Source organism: Rhodococcus sp. NPDC080181 (genome assembly GCF_040702225.1).
GTDB classification, from domain to species: Bacteria; Actinomycetota; Actinomycetes; order Mycobacteriales; family Mycobacteriaceae; genus Rhodococcoides; species Rhodococcoides fascians.
The window spans coordinates 157332-175549 of the sequence record NZ_JBFBKN010000010.1 but is presented as its reverse complement, the minus strand read 5'-3'; the positions used below and the strand labels follow the sequence as shown (position 1 = coordinate 175549).

The following is an 18218-nucleotide window of genomic DNA, read 5'->3' as shown; positions in this document are numbered from 1 at the left end:
TTTCGATACTCGAGTGGTCGAATGCGAATCACTACTACCAGGGGACACAGTGAAACTGATCAGAACAGCAACGGTCGCGGTGGCGTTGACCGCAGCCGTAGCCACCGGCGCAGGCCAGGCCGTAGCGGATCCGACGTCGGAGTCGATGACCTACCAGACGTCGGTCAACCCGGATGGAACCGTCAAGACCATCCTCGACGCCGGTCTCTTCCGCGTCGATGCGACGAGCGAGACGGTGTCGATCGTCGACCAGGCCGGCTCCACGGTGGCGTCGATCCCGCTGGAGTACTCCATCAATGGAACCGTCTACTCCATTGCGCCCCTGATCGGTGCCGAAGGTCGGGAACTCACTCTCACCCCGCAGACCGTTCCTGTCGCTGAGGTCGCAGGCGCGAAGACCAAGCAGCAGGCCTTCGACAACATGGTCAACCAGCTCGCCATCGGTTGGAACAACGGCGGCGGCGTCGGCACGGCCATCGGTGCAGGCCTCGGCTTCGCCATCGGCTGCGTCTCGATCTTCCCGAACTTCATCTCGGGCTGCATCATCGGAACCGTGATCGGTACGGTCGCCGGCACGGTCATCGGAATCAACAACGCCAACCCCGAAGCTCAGCCTGCGGTGTTCGAGTACTTCACCACTGCGTAGAGCACGACGGCCACTGGCCGAGGGATGTGGAACAGCGGGTAGAGCGCGTGCGCTCTACCCGCTGTTCGCTGTCCGGCCAGTGAGGGCTCGACGCATCGACACCGCTTTGACCATCGTCTCCTCGAACTCCTCGTCGGGGTCCGAGAGCGCGACGATCGCGCCTCCAACGCCGTACGTGACCTCGTGCTCGGTCGCCACGATCGTGCGAATGACGATCGAGAAATCTGCCGTACCCGTGATCGAGAAGTAGCCGATGGCACCGGAATACACTCCGCGCGGCCCATCTTCGAGCTTGTCGATGATTGCCATCGTGCGAATCTTCGGAGCGCCGGTCATCGAGCCGCCGGGGAACGCCGCTCTGATGCAGTCGGCAGCCGACGCGTCGTCACGCAGCCGGCCACGAACCGTGGAGACCAATTGGTGCACGGGAGCATAGGTTTCGACGTCGAACAGCTTCGGCACGTGTACCGAACCAGGAACGCACACCTGAGCCAGGTCGTTACGCACCAAATCGACGATCATCAGATTCTCGGCCTTGTCCTTCTCGTTCGCGACGAGGTCGGCCTTGAGTGCGTTGTCCTCTTCGGGGGTGGCCCCGCGCGGCCGAGTTCCCTTGATGGGCTTGGACTCCACGATGCGGTCGGCGTCGATACGCAGGAATCGCTCGGGGGAGGCGCTCAGGACCGAGACGTCGGGAAAATTCAAGAAGGCACTGTACGGGGTGGGATTGATTTCCCGCATGTAGGAGTACGTCGCCGCGGGGTCGATGGAACCGGCCACGGTGGCAGTGTTCGTCAGGCAGACCTCGTAGGTTTCACCGGAACGGATTTCGGCGAGGCACTGAGAGATGAGGTCGAGGTAATGCGTGCGATCGTGCCTGAGCCGTGGCTCCAGGGACAGCTCTGCGCCGAGCAACGGAGCACCGGACGCAGGTATCCCACTGGGCGCACTCACGGTCTGCGCCTTCTCGGACAGTCCACTCAGCGTTGCGGTGACCGAGTCGAACCACTGCGCGAGGACCGGATCCCCGGGGGTATCGGCCAACCCCATCAAGTACAGGGTGCCGGCCTCGTGGTCGAACACCAACGCCCGATCGGAGAACACCATCGAGGCGTCGGGGGTCGCCGAGGTGTGCACCAGCTGCCCGCCCGTATCGGCCTTGAGTTCGTACCCGAGGTAGCCGACGTAGCCCAGTCCGAATGCAAACGGAAGATCGTGCCGCGGGGGAGTAGCTCGGCGACGTAGTTGGGCGTCGATGTAGTCGAAGAACGTCGAGTGGATGTGTTCTTTCGTGCCGTCGGAGCCCTCGACGGTCACCATCGTCTCGGCTACCGAGTACGTCACATATTCGGCGTGCGGCCCGGAGCAATCGCCCATGACGGTGAATCGGCACTCGGGCTCGAGTGCGGCGCTTCCGTCCAGCCAGAAACTCTTGGTGTCGTGCGCGAACAGCGTCTGGAACACGCGCTCGGAGTCGAAATCGCTGTCGATAGTGCGGGTTTCGATGGTGAACATCGAATCGTGGGTCCCCGCTGCGTTCGCTGCGCTCGACCGCGCTAGCGTCAGATCGCGGAAATTCGCCAGCAGCTCACGCCCGTATTCGGTGCTGATCGACTCGGGGTGGAACTGCACTCCCCACAACGGCTTGCTGTGATGACGAACCGCCATCACCAGACCGTCCGGGGTCCAGGCGACTTCCTCGAAGTCGGCGGGAGTCCGGGTGACGACCAGAGAGTGGTAGCGCACCACGGAATACGGCGAAGGAATCCCCTCGAACAGATCCACCCCGGTGTGCGTGATGTCGGTGGTGCGGCCGTGCATCGGTGCGGGGGCCAGATCGACCTCGCCCCCGAAGAGGTGGCACATCCCCTGATGGCCGAGGCAGACACCCAGAATCGGGAGACCGGATTCGCTTATCACTCGACCACTGATACCGAAGTCCTGCTCGACGTCCGGGCGGCCGGGACCGGGCGAGATCACGACGTTGTCGAACGCGGCGAAGTCGAGGGAAGACCACGCGACGTCGTTCTTGACCACGGTCGGTGGTCGGCCGTTGACCTCGGCGAGGAGGCTGTACAGGTTGTAGGTGAACGAGTCGTAATTGTCCACCAGGAGGGTTCTGATCGTCATCGACGTACCTCTATCGTTCGCCCTCGAAGCCAGATTCTGGCCCCGGAGAATCGATGATGAGATCCTCGACGCGACACGCCTCGGCAATCATCGACTTGTACAACTCTTCGAGAAAGTCGGGCGACAATCCGTTCGCGGACGCGAACTCACGAGCCCGTTCGGTCACCACGCCCACCCGGCCCGGCTGCATCATGGGAATACCGAATTCGCGTTTGACGTGGGCCACCCGTACACACACATCGATTCGGTCGCGTACGGCTGCGCGCAAGACCTCGTCGATACCGTCCAATTCGCGGCGCAATTCCGCCAACTTCTGTTCGCCGACCGCAACGCGTCCGTCCGATTCCGAGTCGGACGCCGCCGTCCGCGGATCGTCGTGCAGACACTGATCGGAACCCTGGCTCACGAGTTGATGCCCCCTGTTTTCGACGACTACGGTGCTGATGATTATCGGTCGCAGCCGACATTTGTTACCGCGATCATCACAGACTCGGTAACCGACTACATGCGATGTTCGATGGTGTCATCCCGAGCCGTTTTCGCGCCACTCAAACTCGAAGAAAACGGACGCTGAACGACAATAATCACACAAGTCACCCGAAAAAAATCTCCGAGTTTCCAACCCATCGAAAAAATGCACCGCCGGATTGTTTCCAATCGGGCGGTGCATCGGTCAGGGGATCAGGCTCCGCGTCGCTTGACCTTCAGTAGATCGAGGCGCTCCTTCAGCAACTCTTCCAGTTCATCCACCGAACGGCGCTCGAGGAGCATGTCCCAGTGGGTACGGGGAGGCTTGACCTTCTTCGCCTCGGGCGCGGTGCCCTCGATCAGAGAACCCTCGAGTCCGTTACGGCACGCCCACGTACCGGGAATCTCGGCGTCGTCGGCGAACGGGACGTCGAATTCTTCACCGTTGTCGCAGCGATAGCGAGCCACGCGGCGGGGTGCCAAATCGTGATCACGATCGGTCTCGTAGCTGACGGCTCCCAGTCGACTACCTCGAAGTACACGATCTGCCATAGTGAAGTCCTCTCCATCGATAGTAGGTATGTGCGCCGATTCCACCGGCCGGTTTCGGCGCGGCCGAGCTTCGTCGTCCACCCACTGATCTACAACGTCGTCGAGCGTCCGTTCGTTCCCGGCTCGCCCGCGCAGATCAAGGCATCTTACCTCGCCGGCAAAGTAGGCTGAGCGACCATGTCCGTGAAAACCCGTCGCAACCAGACGTGCGAGTGGTGCGGACGTCCCATCGACGATGTCGGCACCGGCCGCAAACGACGGTACTGCCGACAATCGTGCAGACAACGCGCGTACGAGCAGCGCAGCGCCGTCAAGGGGACGTCCATTCCCGTCGACGCCGTCGTTCTGACCGCCGAAGAAGCATCGGCCGTTGCGGATCGCGCATTCGAACTGCGCTGCGCGGCCGAGGACGTCAGCACCGCAGTGGCAGAAGGTGCCGCCGCCGACGAACTGCAGCGCCTGTGCATCGAGCTCGTGGCGAAAGCACACGATGCCGAGCGGCTGCGCTGAGTATTTCCGAGGCTCCTCGCTGGTCGTCCTTCGTGCGGCGCGACGGTCGACGACATCGCTCCCGTCGTTGTTCACCGACTCCGTGGACAATGGGCGACGCACGCGCGTCTTGCGCGGACGCAAAGACACACAGAGGAGCTCCATGGCGTTCTGGGATCAACTCAAGTCCAAAGCACAGGAATTGAACGGGCAGCTGCAAACCAAGACCAGCCAGTTCAAGAACAAGGAGTTCGCCAACGGCAGCATGGCGATGTGCGCTCTCATCGCCGCCGCGGACGGCACGATCGATCCGGCCGAGCGGCAGAAGACGGCAGCGCTGATCGCCGGAAACGAAGCTCTCCGCGTCTTCGAGTCCGATGAGCTCCGCCAGAAGTTCGACTGGTACTGCGACAAGTTGCAGGGTGACTTCGACTTCGGAAAGGTCGAGGCCACCGCGACGATCGGCAAGTTGAAGTCCAAGCCGGACCAGGCCCGTGCCGTCATCCAGATCGGCATCATCATCGGCGGTGCCGACGGGCATTTCGACGACCACGAAAAGGCCGCCGTTCGCAACGCATGCTTCGCAGTGGGAATCGACCCGGCCGAGTTCGAGCTCTGACCCGCTCCGACGTGGGCATCGAGACCGGATAAGGTCTGCGGCGGCCGACGACGCTTCGACGTCGTCGGTCGCCGTTGTCGTCCCTGGATTCCATCTGTCCTGCAATTTCCTACTCCGCGGGTTACTTTGCTCGTTCCGGCTGGGTGCAAAGACGTCGTCGACGCGGCAGCGGACCGATCGATCCGTGACCGAGGAGACCGAGCATGACTGTTGCCGCGATTTATCTCGTCATCGCATTCGGGCTCGGCGGACTCGCGATGGCGGTGCGACTTCCTCCGTTGGTCGGCTTTCTGGCGGCTGGGTTCGTCATCAACGCTCTCGATGTCGGTGAGGTGCCGCAGCTGGACCTGCTCGCCGACTTGGGGGTGACGCTGCTGTTGTTCGCCATCGGCCTCAAGCTCGATCTCCGCATTCTGTTGCGCCGCGAGGTCTGGCTCACCACGTCGGTCCATCTCGCGATCAGCGTCGCGCTCGGAACCACGGTGTTGTGGTTGGCCGCCGTGGCCGGCCTGGCCATGCTGTCCGGGCAAAGCCTGACGACCATCGCACTCCTGGCCTTCGCCATGTCGTTCTCGAGCACCGTGTTCGTCGTCAAGGTACTCGAGGAGCGGGGGGAGTCGCATGCGCTCTACGGCCGCGTCGCCATCGGCGTCCTCGTCATGCAGGACATCGTTGCCGTCGTCTTCCTGACGGTTACGAGCGGCACTCTGCCCAGCCCATGGGCCTTCACCCTCGTCCTGCTGTGGCCGCTCACGCGAATTCTTCGGAGAATCTGGAGCGGGCTGGGGCACGGCGAGATGCAGTCGTTGTTCGGCATCGTGATGGCGCTGGTTCCGGGGTACGCACTGTTCTCCACGCTCGGCCTCAAGGGTGACCTCGGTGCCTTGATCATCGGTGTCCTGTTGGCTTCGCATTCCGCGTCGTCCGAACTCGCACGGTCTCTGTTCCACCTCAAGGAGCTTCTGTTGGTGGGCTTCTTCGTCTCGATAGGCCTGTCCGGACTACCCGATGTGCCCAGTCTCGTTGTCGCTCTGCTGATGATGCTCGTTCTGCCGCTCAAATCCGTGCTCTACGTAGCGCTGTTCGCCGCGATGAAACTTCGGTATCGAACGGCCCTGCTCGCAGGACTGAGTCTGATGAACTACTCGGAGTTCGGTCTGATCGTCGTCTCCGTCGGAGTGACGACCGGGCTGCTGGAACCCACGTGGCTGGTCGAGATGTCGATCGCGGTGGCTCTGAGTTTCGTGGTGTCCGCGCTGGTCAACGGCCGCGGCCACCTGATGGTCGAGAAGATGGCGAGCCGGCTGCCCGTCCAGGACGAGCGGAGCCTCCACCCCGAGGAACGCCCCGGTGATGCCGGCGACGCCGAGGTCGTCGTCATCGGCATGGGGCGTGTGGGGTTCGCGGCCTACCAGCGACTGAACGAGCACTACCGATTGGACGTCGTCGGAGTCGACTACGACGGCCCGCGCATCCGTCGACTGGCCGAGCAGGGACTGCGTGTCATCGAGGGCGATGCTACCGACCTCGACTTCTGGCACCGACTACGCAGATCGGATTCCGTCCGGATCGCGGTGCTCGCCATGCCGCGGCACGGTGCGAACGTCACTGCACTGGCGTGTCTGCGAGAGTCCGGCTTCGGCGGAACAGTGGCGGCGGTCGCACGGTACGACGACGAGGTGCAGTGGGCAAAAGACCAGGGCGTCGATATCGCCTTCAACGTCTACGCCGGCGCGGGATTGGAACTGGCCGACCAAGTGGGGCATTCGACCCCGGAATACATCGATGATCGCACCGACTCCGAGCCCGACGAGCCGCGTACACCGGACAACACCGGATAGGCCGGCGGTGCGAGTGATGGAGGCGCTCGCCGGAAACGAATGGGGGAGTCGTCAGGTACTGCCTGCCGCTCCGCCTCCTCCACCTGCACCTCCACCGGACGCAACGGATCCGCTACTGCTGGAGACGAACACACCGGAGAACGCAGACCAGGGGAGGACCACCGGGACACCCGCCGCATAGTCGGCATCCGCGGGTGATGTGAAGGCTCGTAGCGGCGTGTCACTCCCGGGGTCGGTTGCGGCCTCGAGTCGTTTCCGAAAGAACGGGGCCAAGCCGAACGCAACGATGTCCGGCAGAGCTAGGTTCAGATCGACCGACTCGTCGTTGTCCTTGGCGGCCTGCTTCAGTCCGTCGCGGTACGCCTCCCAGGGGCGAGAGGCGTCCAGGCCCGCGACCGAGAAGCGTGAGTAGGCGATCGCCGTCCACAGTCCTGCAACGAAGAGAAGTCCTGACAACACCACCGCGGGCCACATCGTCGGTGCACCCGACGTCGCCACGGCAATTCCTCCGATCGCGAGAGCGCCGCCGAGTAGGCCCAGACCGGCCAACGCTGTCCGGCGTCGACCTGAGCCGTCGGCGACGAATCCGCTGTCCCGCAGTGTTTTCTCCACGAGTTCTTTGGTTGTACCGGGGCCTCGAGCGATCTTCTTCAACTCGTCGCCGGGTACGACATCGTCCTCGGCTCGTTCGGCGAGCATCGACCAGACCGCCTGTTGAACCTCGCCGCGGGCACGGGTTCGGTCGACAAGCCTGATCTTGACTGTCCCTTTGTCGACCTTTCCCGGTTTCTTGTCCTGCTCGAAGGTGAGCGCATCGGCGGTGGCAAGCGCCAGTACGGTCCCCGGTACGCCGCTGGGCTGCGCGCTGCGGTGCACCAGGGCGGTCGCGTACGCTGCATCGGTGGCCTGGTCCGGTCGAACGGTCGTCGGATATTGTTGGGAGACAGTCGGTTTCGCTCGGGCCCGAAACACAGTTCCCACCAGAAGCAGCCCGAGAAGCGCGATCACCGAACCGGCCCACGGCAGCCAGGTCGAGCCCGGACCGTCGGCGAATCTGTCCAAGGCAGTCACCGGCGGACCGGTGCGAATGTCGGACGCCAGGCGATCTATGCCCGCGGTCAGGCTTCCTGCGACATCTCCATCTCGCAGCGGCGGAATCAGTGTGTCCTCGATGATGGCCTCTTGTTCGTCCCGCGGAACGTTACCGTCGTCGTACGTGGAGCCGACGAAGATGCCCGCGCGAGCCTCGTCGATCTTTCCAGGCTCCCGGTTGATCAGTATTGCGCCTGCAGTGTCCTGGTCGACGCCCGTCAGGGACACCCATCTCTGCTGCAGGTCTTCTACTTGATCCAACGTGTCGTCGGGGTCCGCGTCGAGCTCACGCACGTACGCGATCACGTCCGCACCGGTGTCGGACTTCAAGTTCTCCAACTGACGTTGGATGTCCGCGGTCTGCGCCGGATTCAGGGAAAAACCCGTTCGGTCGTAGACACGCTGACCCGAGGTCAAACCCTCGAAGCCGGCGTCTCCGCCGGACGGATCGTCGGAGCAGCCAACGAGGCCGAACGATGCAATGAGGGCCATCAGTACGGCTGCAGCAACTCGGCGGTGGAAGTTCCGGCGACGGGATGTCTCGAGAAAGGCGTCCATCGAACGAACTCTAACCAGAGTTCGTCTACGGTAGCCAGCACAATCGGCCGACGCGGCAGTGGATATCCAGAACGGGTTTCCTCCCCGTTGTTTCGTCACAGTGACGAAACAACGGGGAGGAAGGAGCAGAGAGGGAGAGGGTGCCGTCCGGTCCGCAGTGCGCCGATCCCATGACAGCGGGCAGTCAGCGGGCCGGCTGCGACAGCTGTTGACCGGAAAACCCGCCACATTTCCCCGCAGGCATTTCGATACCACCGGGACGCGTCGCGTCGACGCAGACTTCGGACAACGAAGAGCTTCAGCCGAATCGACTGCGTCGATGAAACTGGTTGGGATGCAGCGAACCACGAGTCCATCCCAGCGAACTGCAGGTCGACAGTTTGCCGATAATCAACATTATGTCAGGTACTGTCCTGAACGTTCGATCGACCTGGGTAATCGGTTGTCACTGCGGCGGCTCCATGAATTCGATCGTCTCTCCGTGTGGACCCACCGCGTACATCACGCGGGTGCCCACCTTTGCCCCGCCGGCAATAGGTTGAGGAGTTCCCTGCGCCGTCCACCCGAAGTTCGCGATTCGCGTCAGGACCGCGTCGATGTTGTCGACCTCGAAGGCAAGATGCGCGAAACCAGGATCGTGTGGTCGAGAGGATCCCTGCTCTCCCTGGACGTTGCGATATTCCAGCAGTTCGATCGTCTGACCCGCAACGGATACCACCGCCATCCGGACTGTAGCCCCGTGCGCTCCGGTGACCTCTCCCAGAAACTCTCCACCCATCTCACCGGTACGTTCGAGGACCGCGCCGAGACCATCGATCCAGAACCGAAGGGCGTCATCGAGGGAACCGACGGCGAAGCCGACGTGGTCGGAGCGAAGGATTCTGAACGACATGCCAGGAGCCTACGCCTGGCATGTTTCACGAATTGCGCTTCTGTTCGGCTCTCATCAGTCCGCCTCCGACGATCAACCGCTGGATCTCACCGGTCCCCTCGTGCAGCCGCGGCAGAATCAGCGAGCTCCACCAACTCGGTTACTCCGGAAAATCCGCGCTCCGAGACAGCCTTTCGTTCGACCGGATGTCGCCCAAGTTTTGTTCCAGCGCACCGATCACGGCGTCGTACCCGCTGTTGCCGAGGATCAGTCGGCGTGGCGGCGGGTCCTGAGCCATCGCTTGGATCACCGCACGGGCACCACGATACGGATCGCCCGGCTGCACCCCGTTCATGTCGACGAAATCGGCACGAACCTGTTCCAGCATGTCGTGGTAATCCGGAATCGCTTCCGCGACAGGCTCGTCGGCGAATCCAGCGTAGGCGTTGGTGCGGAAAGCCCCTGGTTCGACCGCCAACACGGAGATGCCGTGCTCGGCAACCTCCTGGCGCAGAGCGTCTGTGACGGCTTCGATCGCGTATTTCGTAGCGCTGTAGTAGCCGAATCCGACCGCCGCCAGAAGTCCGGCCACTGAGGATACGTTGACGATCCACCCACTTCTGCGGGTGCGCATTCCTGGTAGCACGGCTCGCGTAACGGACAGTACTGCAAAGAAATTCAGCTCGAACATTGCCCGGATCGAGGCTTCGTCCATTCCCTCGATCGATCCGTACCAGCCGCGACCGGCGTTGTTGACCAGCACGTCGATACCGCCGAAATGCTCTTCGGCCGTTCGTACCGCCTGCAGTACCTGTGCCGCGTCCGTGACATCCACAGGCACGACGAGAACGCGGTCACCGTACTGATCGGCCCACGACGCCAGTTCCCCTGGACGCCGCGCCGTGAGTACCACGCGCTCCCCCGCCTCCAGCGCCACCTCGGCGTACGCCATGCCGAAGCCGCCTGGGGTGCCACCGGTGATGAACCATCGCTTGCTCATGGCTCGATCACCAACCGGTTGATCAGCGCGCCGTCCAGAGTGAAACGGTAGTGCAGGTCGGCGACTCCCCCGGGAAAATTGCCTTCCAGGTGCTGCGTGACGTCGACGGTCGTGCCGGTCGCGGTCGCTCCCGTGAACTCCGATGTGTAGGTGTACTCACTCTCATTGACCGAGGCGGTCAGCCAGGCCTCGATCTCGTCTCGGCCCGAGTGGTCGTGGCCCTCGTCGGTCACGACGGCATCTGCGGTGAACACGGTGATCGCGCGAGCGCCCTGTCGGACATCGAGTGCGGTCATGAACTTCTTCACGTTGTCCGGGAGTCCATCCCATTCTGTGATCATGACACCACGGTGATGCCTCCCCTAGGGGGAAGGTCAATACCGAATCGGCACACCGGTATCTGTGCCCGGCACTCGCCCCGGCTCCCCGTCGACTCACGCTGTTACCGAGGACGTCAAGCGGCGGACCGTGGCTTGCCCAGCAGCAAGCGTGCAGCCAGCCCGGCCAGGAGCGCCCAGAAGGCAGCGCTGACACCGACGATGACTGTGCCGGACGCGGCGGTCACAAAAGTGATGACGACGGGGATTCGCTCTACCGGATCAGCGAACGCGGCGGTCAACGACGCGGCGAGTGTCCCGAGTAGGGCTAGTCCGGCGACCGCGGCAATGACACCGACGGGGGCAAGTGCAACGAGTGTGCCGAACGACGCCGACGCCACGCCGAGCAACATCAGGACGATTCCCGCAGTCAGACTTGCAATCCATCGGCGAGTGCGGTCCACACCCGCGTCCGGCCCGGCAGCCAGGGCGGCGCTGATTGCAGCCAGGTTGATCGCATGCCCGCCGGCGGTCGCGCCGAGCAGGGTGCCTGCGCCGGTCACGAGCATCGATCGCCGCCACGGAACCTGGTAGCCGAGACCGGCCATGACCGCTACACCCGGGACGTTCTGTGAAGCCATGGTCACGAGGTACAGCGGAAGTGCGATCCCGACGACACCCGCGACAGTGAACGTCGGCGAAGTCAAATGGACCCGAGGTACGAGGTCCGCCGGGCCCACCGTGGTTTCGCCGGCCGCCACCGTGATCCCGATGACGACTGCGGCGGCAAGCAAGGCGAGGGGCGCGGCCCAACGGGGCGAGAACCGAAGTGCAACAAGCCAAGTCAGGACAACCGGGGCGACAGCGATCGGGTTCACAGCCAACCCGGTGACCGGGCCGAGACAGAGCTGCAGGAGGACCCCGGCGAGCATGGCTTGGGCAAGCGAGGTGGGGATGCGGGTGACCAGCGCCGCGAGCTGGGGTACCAAACCGGTGAGGACGATCAGCACCCCCGTGACAAGGAACGCCCCCACCGCGGCGGGCCAACCGCCATCGACGGTGCCGGTGGTCGCGAGCAGGGCCGCGCCGGGGGTGGACCAGGCGGCGGTGATCGGCAGCCGAGTCTGCCAGGAAAGGACGATGCAGGCCAGACCCATGACGACGCTGACAGCGAGCAGGCCGCTGGCGGCCTGCTCGTGGTTCGCTCCTACCGCTGTCAGGCCGCTCAGGACTATCACGAACGAACTGGTGAACCCGACCAAGGCCGAGACCACGCCTGCCGTGATCGGTGGCGCCAGTCCACCCGTCTTACGTGCATCAGAATCGGCGGTATCACGCGGTGGGGTGTGGCTCATGGTTCTCCTCGGCTCGGTGGGAGCCCAGGCGCGCGGCAGACGTCAACAGACGAGGCCGCTTCCCGATGGTGATCCATCCACAGCGCCAGTCACGGCCCGACCACAGGGTAGACCGAAACTACGGACCATCGGTACCGGAACAACCGTGACCGCTTCATCCCATGGAGCAACCCGACGCGCACCACCCGAACCATCTTGGGTGCCATTGATGCTTTCACCCGGTATCGAAAAGACTGTGCGCGTTGCGAACCCGGGCAGTCCTCGATGGTCGGCCGACGAAATCCGTGCCGCCGCCGAAGAGGGCCACGGTTCTATCGGTCGCAGTGTCATTCCGGGTCGTTCGAGCGTGCCTGCGTCTCTTCGATCCGTTGCCTCTGCCGCACACCGTATGCGGCTTCGGTGACTACGCGATCGTCTTCGAGGCCCGAACCGAGCGCCCCACCGATGGTCGCAATGGACGCGAGTAGCCAAGCGAGACTGAGGTAATCGGAAAAGCCGACCGCGTGTCCGAGGGTGCTGGACAGCAGTCCCGGAGGAAGTGTGAGACACGCGGTCCCCAGCAGCATGCAGAACAGGGCTATGTGGAGGACGACAACGCCGATCACCAACATCACGGCTGTCGCTGCGTTGTACAGCACAGATCTGTCTCGCTCTTCGGCTGATTTCGGCCGCTCCCACAATTCGTGATCGAGAATCAGCCACAGAACCATCGCCGCAATGGAGAGAATCGTCGCCGCGCACATTCGCCATGGGCCCATTGTGTCGGCGAACAACCAAATCGTGCTGGTAGCCAGCGCGAACGCTCCGGTGGCAAACCCTCCGACCAGCACTTTCGACAGCCCTGTCACGAGCCGCCACGGCCGGTTCGCCCGCACCATCCCCGACAACAGCCGCAACCGTCGAAGTCCCGACGGTGCGAAGAAGCGTGTTCCGCCCTCGATGTTCTCGCTGGGAAACCGCGATTGTGCGCCGGGTGGGGCTAGTTCCGGTTCACCCACGGCACAGGCGATTGCCAGTTCGGTCACCGTGCGGACGCGGTCCTCGATACGCACACCACCCACCGCTGCAACGGAGATGAGTGCGAATAATCGTTCGGCGCTGACGTCGGCCACCACCGGCATGGTGTCTTCTCGCCGTGGCAGATCGGTGAGGTACACGACGATTTCTGCGTCTTCCAAAGACGGATCGACAGCGTCGATAACGTCCGCCAAGTCCGCTTGCTCTCCAGAGAGGTACGGCTTACTGCGTACTCGCGACGTCCATCTGCGCTCGCGGTGGTCTCTGCTTCAAAAGTGTTGCGGTAGGTGCGCAGCCACCCGGTGTGCGAGCGCAGTGGGTTTGCCGGGATCAGCGATCAATAACACCGAAGCCGGTTCGCCTGCGGAACCCGCTCGATCCACCTGGTTGTGGTCGATCCCCGACACCGCTCTATTAACCAGTCAGGTCCGATCCGGGAACCCTCTGGCTCGAGAATTCCTGAGGCTCGGCGAATTCGGCATCGGTTCACCAAACCGATGTCCGCACAGAGGTTTTCGCTGCTCACTCGGTCGCCGGCTCACGCGCGGATTGTCACGATGTCTCCACTCCGGACCATCTCATGATTCGCAGGGCGCGCAGGGTATTCCACCTGCTCGGACGCCCATCGCCATTCTCCATCGGAAAGTGGACCGCACCGGCGTGAGTTCTGTCCAGCAGCCAAGTGCCGTCGTCGCACTGTCTCGACCGGATGTGTTCGATTGCCTCCGTCAACCTCGGGTCGACGAAAGATCCAGCGGTTCGGAAGTAGTCGACTCCACGAAGCAGGTCATGATGCCACCAGGTCGGAAAGGAGAAAAGCAACCAGTTCGGTTCGACGAGCTCCCCCGTGCTCACCCTCCTGGCCAGCCGGCGTTCCAGAAGGTACTCCTCGCCTCGGTGGCGTGCGGCAATCGACGCGGGAGTGCCGCCCGTGGCTCGTTCGTGCTCGAGCAACCCTTCGAGCACACAGATCGTCGAGTGAAAAGACCCGCGAGTCGATCCGTACTCCGCCTCGCAGTTCCAGCCGCCGTCGGCGAGCTGATCTTTCACCAGTCCGGTGACGATCGCGTCGACGTCGACTCCGAAATATGCACCCACGGCGACGGTCCTCCCGTTGATGCAGGGCTCGACTTCACCGTCGAAGAACCGTTGGCCTGCGTGTTCCCACCGGCAATTCCGGCGCACCGCCTCGATGGCGGTCCGTACTTCACCGGCGTACGGGTCGACACCCATCTCGCGCAGCAACGTCAACGAATGAAGCGTCGAAGTCCACGGCTGCCCTCCTGAGAAATCGCCGTCGAAACCCGATGGGAAGCAAGCACCTCCGGCCCACAGGCCGTTCGGGTCGCGTGCAGCAAGCAAACGAGCGCCCCAGCCTTCGTACACAATTCGGTTGCGCTCACTCGCCACATCAGCAGGCGGCGCGTCGTGCAGATCGCGCAGGACCTGCCATCGAATCGCTGGATCGGAATCGAGCAGCCACTCGTCGATGACCATGAAGGCGAGGCTAGCAATGAAATCGATCTTTTCGGCGCTGTGCGCGGACGGGTCATCGGGCATTCTCTACGTTCCGAATTTCTGCAAAATTGCCGAGACAATTGGTGAAGACATCCGAGTCGCCTGCACGTGATTCTCGGGGAGGGTCCGAGTCGGAAAATGTATTGCTGGCCCAGTTGTTTTTCGGCCCCATCGAAGCTCGCGTTCTCCGTGGCGGAGAAGTCTCTGACCGCAACCGTTGTCGACTGTCCGAAGGCGGCGTGCTTCTGACAATTGGGTTACTGCCCGCTCGTGTTCGAACCCATCGAACTCGGTGGCCGAATAACATTGGCCCGAGCCGCTCGAACACCGAGCGACGCAGATCGGAGGGCCGATGTTCGATGCTGCCGACGATGTGATGTCGCTTCGGCAATTTCTGGAGCGATCGCCGGACTTCGTCGCACTCGCCGACCTGACGGGCACAGTTCTCCACATCAACCCAGCAGGCTTGGAACTCATCGGCGTGTCCGACTGGGCCGAGGCATCGACACTGCCAGCTTTGGATTTCCTCACTGCGGACGGCCGTGAGCGCGCCGAGGAGATCGGTACGGCGCTGCGTTCCGACGGGAGGTGGGACGGCTACTGCGAACTACGCCATCACGGGACCGGTGCAGGTATTCCGGTCGTGGTCTCGGCATACGTCGTTCACACCCCGGACGGCCGACCTGACGTCGTCGCCTCGATCATCCGGCATCGGCACACCGTCGAACAACGTAGTGCCCGGATGGCGGCCGATGCCGTAACCGCCAGCCGACACGCACAGGAGCAAAAAGCCCTGGCCGACCTCAGTCGGTTCGCAGTCGTCGCCGAGCTGTCGGAGCTGTTGACTGCAGCCACCGACACTGCCGCCACGTTGATGGGTGTGGGAAACTCCGCCATCGCGCACCTCGAGAATTCCACCGATCCTTACTTGACCATGGATGCCGCGAGCGGTTCGCTCGGTATTCGTCGGGACGTTCCTTCCGGCGACGGCTCCATGACCGGGTACGCACTCGCTCACGAACAGCCAGTGATTTGCAGCAACCGCGGCGACGAAAGCCGGTTTCGTACAGACACGATGGCGGAGCTCGGACTGCGCAGCGGTGTGGCAGTACCGATCATGACTGCGGTTGGAGACGCCTGGGGAGTCCTCTCGATCCACAGTGTGGAAGCACGGCTGTATCGCGAACAGGAAGTCTCGTTCCTCAGCTCCGTCGCGGGTATCGTCTCCGCGGCACTTCGACGAATGGAACTGGAAAGCCAACTCCGACGGCGCAGCACCCACGACGCACTCACCGGGTTGCCCAATCGCACTTTCGCCTACGACGTCCTCGACACCGCTCTGGCTCGGGCACGCTTTCAGTCCGATACTTTGGCCCTCCTTCTGCTGGATATCGACGACTTCAAAATCATCAACGACAGCCTGGGCCACGACGCCGGAGACAGGGCGCTGGTGAAATTCGTGGAGCGACTGGTGTCCGCAACGAGCGCGACCGACACCATTGCTCGTCTCGGCGGGGACGAATTCCTGATCATCTGCGAAGGGGTGCGCACTGTGGAACGAGCGGAGGAGATCGCGCGACACATCGCCCGCACCATCGCGAAACCATTCGCTGCCGAGGACGTCCCCATCCCCCTCAGTGCCAGCATCGGTGTCGCTGTCTCCGACTCGAATTCGACAAGGCATGAGCTGATTCACCGGGCAGATCTGGCAATGTACCGCGCCAAGGACAGCGGAACCGGTGGCCATGCAGTTTTCGACCCGGGAGACCTGTACGACGCCGACCGGATCAGATCGCTGTCGGTCGACCTGCGCGCGGCATTGAGCTCGAACGAACTCACCATGGCATACCAACCTCTGGTGGACATCTCGACGCGTGAGGTCGTTGCAGTCGAGGCGCTCGCCCGCTGGAATCATCACGATCTAGGGCCTGTCGAGCCGACCGAATTCGTCGCAGTCGCCGAGAGAGCAGGTCTCGCAACACCATTGGGCGCGTGGGCGCTCCGCGTCGCGTGCAGCGACGCAGTGCGGTGGCGCGCATTCTCCGACGTCGTGGTGCGCGTCAACGTCAGTGCGCTTCAACTGCGCGACCACGAGTTTCCGACGCAGGTCGCCACTGTTCTGGCTGACACCGGCCTACCACCGAACGCATTGGGTCTGGAAGTGACCGAAACAGTGTGGGTCGCAGACACCGAACGAGTGGCGAATACCGTTGCTGCGCTGCACGCAATGGGCGTGTCCTTGCTCCTCGACGATATGGGCAAAGGGCACAGTTCCATGTCGTATCTGGACCGGTACCCGATGTTCGAGAGCTTCAAGATCGACAAGTCATACGTGGCCCGGTTGCCCGCCGTCCGCGCCAGGGCAATAATCTCGGCGATCGTTGCACTCGCCCGCGCGTTCGACGTCACAGTCGTCGGCGAAGGCGTCGAAACCGAAGAACAACTCGAAGCACTCGCCGCAACAGGATGCGACGTAGCTCAGGGATTCCTGCTCGGACGTCCGCTGAGCGCCGCAGCAATCACCGATCTGCTGCTCTCTTCTGAGTGAACCCCCGTCACTTCGCTTCGTGATAGCGTGCCGAATCAGAGCTACTCGCATAGCCACCCCAGCTGCAGAAGGCACCCGCGCCGCCTCCGACAGCGCTTCAGGGGCAAGGTCCGCCCGGATCTGCGATGAAGAACGTTCAGTTACGTCACGCCGTGTTCATGATTTCCGACCGGTGCAACGGCGCGCGGGGCTGGTGCACAATGCGATTGGAACTCTCATGACCAGGAACCACGTCGAAAAGCACGCAGCTCGGGCTTACGCCGCGGCTAATGGAGTCACGTATCGGCAGGGCCTTGCGGCGGTGCGCGCGAACTGCACCATCGTGCTGCCCTACGCGCAGCGACTGTTGATCGAAGCGATCGAGGGCTGCGGAATCCGCCACTGGTCCAACGTCCACGATTGGGACGGCTGCGGCCGAGCGAGCATCACCGACCTCGGTGGTGAGCGATTCGTGCTCACGCCCGACGTTGTCGTACCGGTCATTCGTGAACACCTCGACGCGCACCCCAATCTCGAACCCCTGCACATCGACAGCTACTTCGCCGACGAAGCAGTACAACGAACCCTGTTCGGCGGCGTCATCTACCGACTCGAGCTCCACCGCGGTGGTGGGCTGACCGTCTGATCGTTTGTTACGCGTCGTGCACGCCGCTCCGTGAGTACGAGAAGTAGGCCGGGAATTCCGGCGACGGTCCATGGCGCTACCGCCCCGACAGTCGGAACCACCTGAAGCACTCCCAGTCCGCAGAAGTCCGATGAGTGTCCGCACACGATCGCGTCGTAGGGCGTTGCCACGAAGAAAATGGTCAGCGCCGTGGTGAGGAACGCCAGGACCCCGGTCGAGATGGCCGCCGCGAGCGCCTTCGGGGACGCACACAATCCGGTCCAACCCCACGCGAGAAGCGCTACGCAACATGTCACGCCGATCAGAGCGACAGCAGCGCCGACCTCACCGCCGTGACCGTCGACCCGTACGCCGGTCACAAAACCGAGCTGAACGGCTCCGCCGGCCAATACGCCCGTGCCGATCAAGGGAAGTAATCCACGCAGAACACGCAACGGGCGTCTGCGGCGTGATGCGGAGAAGAAGATTCGCTCTCTTTCCACTTTTAATGTATAGCTCACCCGGGGTCTTGCGGCAAGACCCCGTCGAGGGTTCAGAATGGCTCGCTGCACACCCGCACCATCGGATCGGAG

17 protein-coding genes, 1 pseudogene and 1 riboswitch are annotated in these 18218 nt (G+C 63.0%); of the genes and pseudogenes, 7 read left to right on the top strand and 11 right to left on the bottom strand.

The genetic code is table 11. From position 1 onward, the window contains the following. The first annotated feature begins 49 nt into the window (after window positions 1-49). A complete protein-coding gene (locus tag AB0O58_RS14320; protein ID WP_032400740.1) occupies window positions 50-646 on the top strand; it encodes a hypothetical protein in 597 nt (198 codons plus the stop codon). Window positions 647-700: 54 nt separating this feature from the next. Here AB0O58_RS14320 and pabB read toward each other — a convergent pair whose 3' ends face one another. From pabB to AB0O58_RS14305, 3 genes are all read right to left on the bottom strand, one after another. Further along, window positions 701-2776 (bottom strand): aminodeoxychorismate synthase component I, encoded by a 2076-nt coding sequence (gene pabB, locus AB0O58_RS14315; protein ID WP_032400739.1) that lies wholly within the window; start codon window positions 2774-2776, stop codon window positions 701-703. A gap of 10 nt (window positions 2777-2786) precedes the next feature. Continuing rightward, window positions 2787-3182, bottom strand: a complete 396-nt coding sequence (locus tag AB0O58_RS14310; protein WP_027497119.1) for a chorismate mutase family protein — start codon at window positions 3180-3182, stop codon at window positions 2787-2789. Window positions 3183-3457: 275 nt separating this feature from the next. Then, window positions 3458-3796, bottom strand: a complete 339-nt coding sequence (locus AB0O58_RS14305) for an RNA polymerase-binding protein RbpA (RefSeq protein WP_027497120.1) — start codon at window positions 3794-3796, stop codon at window positions 3458-3460. Window positions 3797-3826: 30 nt separating this feature from the next. On the opposite strand from AB0O58_RS14305, the gene AB0O58_RS14300 reads away from it, so the two are divergent. The 4 genes from AB0O58_RS14300 to AB0O58_RS14285 all read left to right on the top strand — a co-directional run bounded on the left by AB0O58_RS14300 (window position 3827) and on the right by AB0O58_RS14285 (window position 6745). Next, complete coding sequence (locus AB0O58_RS14300; protein WP_155288453.1) at window positions 3827-3967, top strand: hypothetical protein; 141 nt, start codon at window positions 3827-3829, stop codon at window positions 3965-3967. Window positions 3968-3973: 6 nt separating this feature from the next. Next, window positions 3974-4306, top strand: a complete 333-nt coding sequence (locus AB0O58_RS14295) for a hypothetical protein (RefSeq protein ID WP_027497121.1) — start codon at window positions 3974-3976, stop codon at window positions 4304-4306. A 142-nt stretch (window positions 4307-4448) separates the two neighbouring features. Then, on the top strand, window positions 4449-4904 hold the full coding sequence (locus tag AB0O58_RS14290; protein ID WP_027497122.1) for a TerB family tellurite resistance protein: 456 nt from the start codon (window positions 4449-4451) through the stop codon (window positions 4902-4904). 203 nt (window positions 4905-5107) lie between these two features. Then, window positions 5108-6745: a cation:proton antiporter family protein gene (locus AB0O58_RS14285; protein ID WP_032400738.1), complete on the top strand. Its 1638-nt coding sequence runs from the start codon at window positions 5108-5110 to the stop codon at window positions 6743-6745. A 51-nt stretch (window positions 6746-6796) separates the two neighbouring features. Here AB0O58_RS14285 and AB0O58_RS14280 read toward each other — a convergent pair whose 3' ends face one another. From AB0O58_RS14280 to AB0O58_RS14250, 7 genes and pseudogenes are all read right to left on the bottom strand, one after another. Beyond that, complete coding sequence (locus tag AB0O58_RS14280) at window positions 6797-8395, bottom strand: TPM domain-containing protein (RefSeq protein WP_032400737.1); 1599 nt, start codon at window positions 8393-8395, stop codon at window positions 6797-6799. Window positions 8396-8840: 445 nt separating this feature from the next. After that, window positions 8841-9287: a VOC family protein gene (locus AB0O58_RS14275; protein ID WP_032370557.1), complete on the bottom strand. Its 447-nt coding sequence runs from the start codon at window positions 9285-9287 to the stop codon at window positions 8841-8843. A gap of 139 nt (window positions 9288-9426) precedes the next feature. Continuing rightward, on the bottom strand, window positions 9427-10266 hold the full coding sequence (locus AB0O58_RS14270) for an SDR family NAD(P)-dependent oxidoreductase (RefSeq protein ID WP_206497554.1): 840 nt from the start codon (window positions 10264-10266) through the stop codon (window positions 9427-9429). Continuing rightward, entirely contained in the window at window positions 10263-10607 is a 345-nt protein-coding gene (locus AB0O58_RS14265) for a nuclear transport factor 2 family protein (RefSeq protein WP_032370559.1), read from the bottom strand. Before AB0O58_RS14265 ends, AB0O58_RS14270 begins: the two co-directional genes overlap by 4 nt. A gap of 113 nt (window positions 10608-10720) precedes the next feature. After that, window positions 10721-11938 (bottom strand): benzoate/H(+) symporter BenE family transporter, encoded by a 1218-nt coding sequence (locus AB0O58_RS14260; protein ID WP_052061588.1) that lies wholly within the window; start codon window positions 11936-11938, stop codon window positions 10721-10723. A 15-nt stretch (window positions 11939-11953) separates the two neighbouring features. Next, a riboswitch (ZMP/ZTP riboswitch) is annotated at window positions 11954-12041 on the bottom strand. Between the two features lie 223 nt (window positions 12042-12264). Beyond that, a pseudogene (locus AB0O58_RS14255) lies at window positions 12265-13362 on the bottom strand (hypothetical protein). A gap of 145 nt (window positions 13363-13507) precedes the next feature. Continuing rightward, window positions 13508-14452, bottom strand: a complete 945-nt coding sequence (locus tag AB0O58_RS14250) for a hypothetical protein (RefSeq protein WP_032400734.1) — start codon at window positions 14450-14452, stop codon at window positions 13508-13510. A 373-nt stretch (window positions 14453-14825) separates the two neighbouring features. On the opposite strand from AB0O58_RS14250, the gene AB0O58_RS14245 reads away from it, so the two are divergent. Further along, window positions 14826-17021 (top strand): EAL domain-containing protein, encoded by a 2196-nt coding sequence (locus AB0O58_RS14245; RefSeq protein ID WP_283550400.1) that lies wholly within the window; start codon window positions 14826-14828, stop codon window positions 17019-17021. A 217-nt stretch (window positions 17022-17238) separates the two neighbouring features. Beyond that, the gene (locus tag AB0O58_RS14240) at window positions 17239-17646 is read left to right on the top strand and encodes a hypothetical protein (RefSeq protein WP_032400837.1); all 408 of its coding nucleotides are present in this window, start codon (window positions 17239-17241) and stop codon (window positions 17644-17646) included. Here the strand turns inward: AB0O58_RS14240 and AB0O58_RS14235 are convergent. After that, the gene (locus AB0O58_RS14235) at window positions 17604-18128 is read right to left on the bottom strand and encodes a hypothetical protein (protein ID WP_155288724.1); all 525 of its coding nucleotides are present in this window, start codon (window positions 18126-18128) and stop codon (window positions 17604-17606) included. The genes AB0O58_RS14240 and AB0O58_RS14235 overlap by 43 nt on opposite strands. Window positions 18129-18218: the final 90 nt, after the last annotated feature.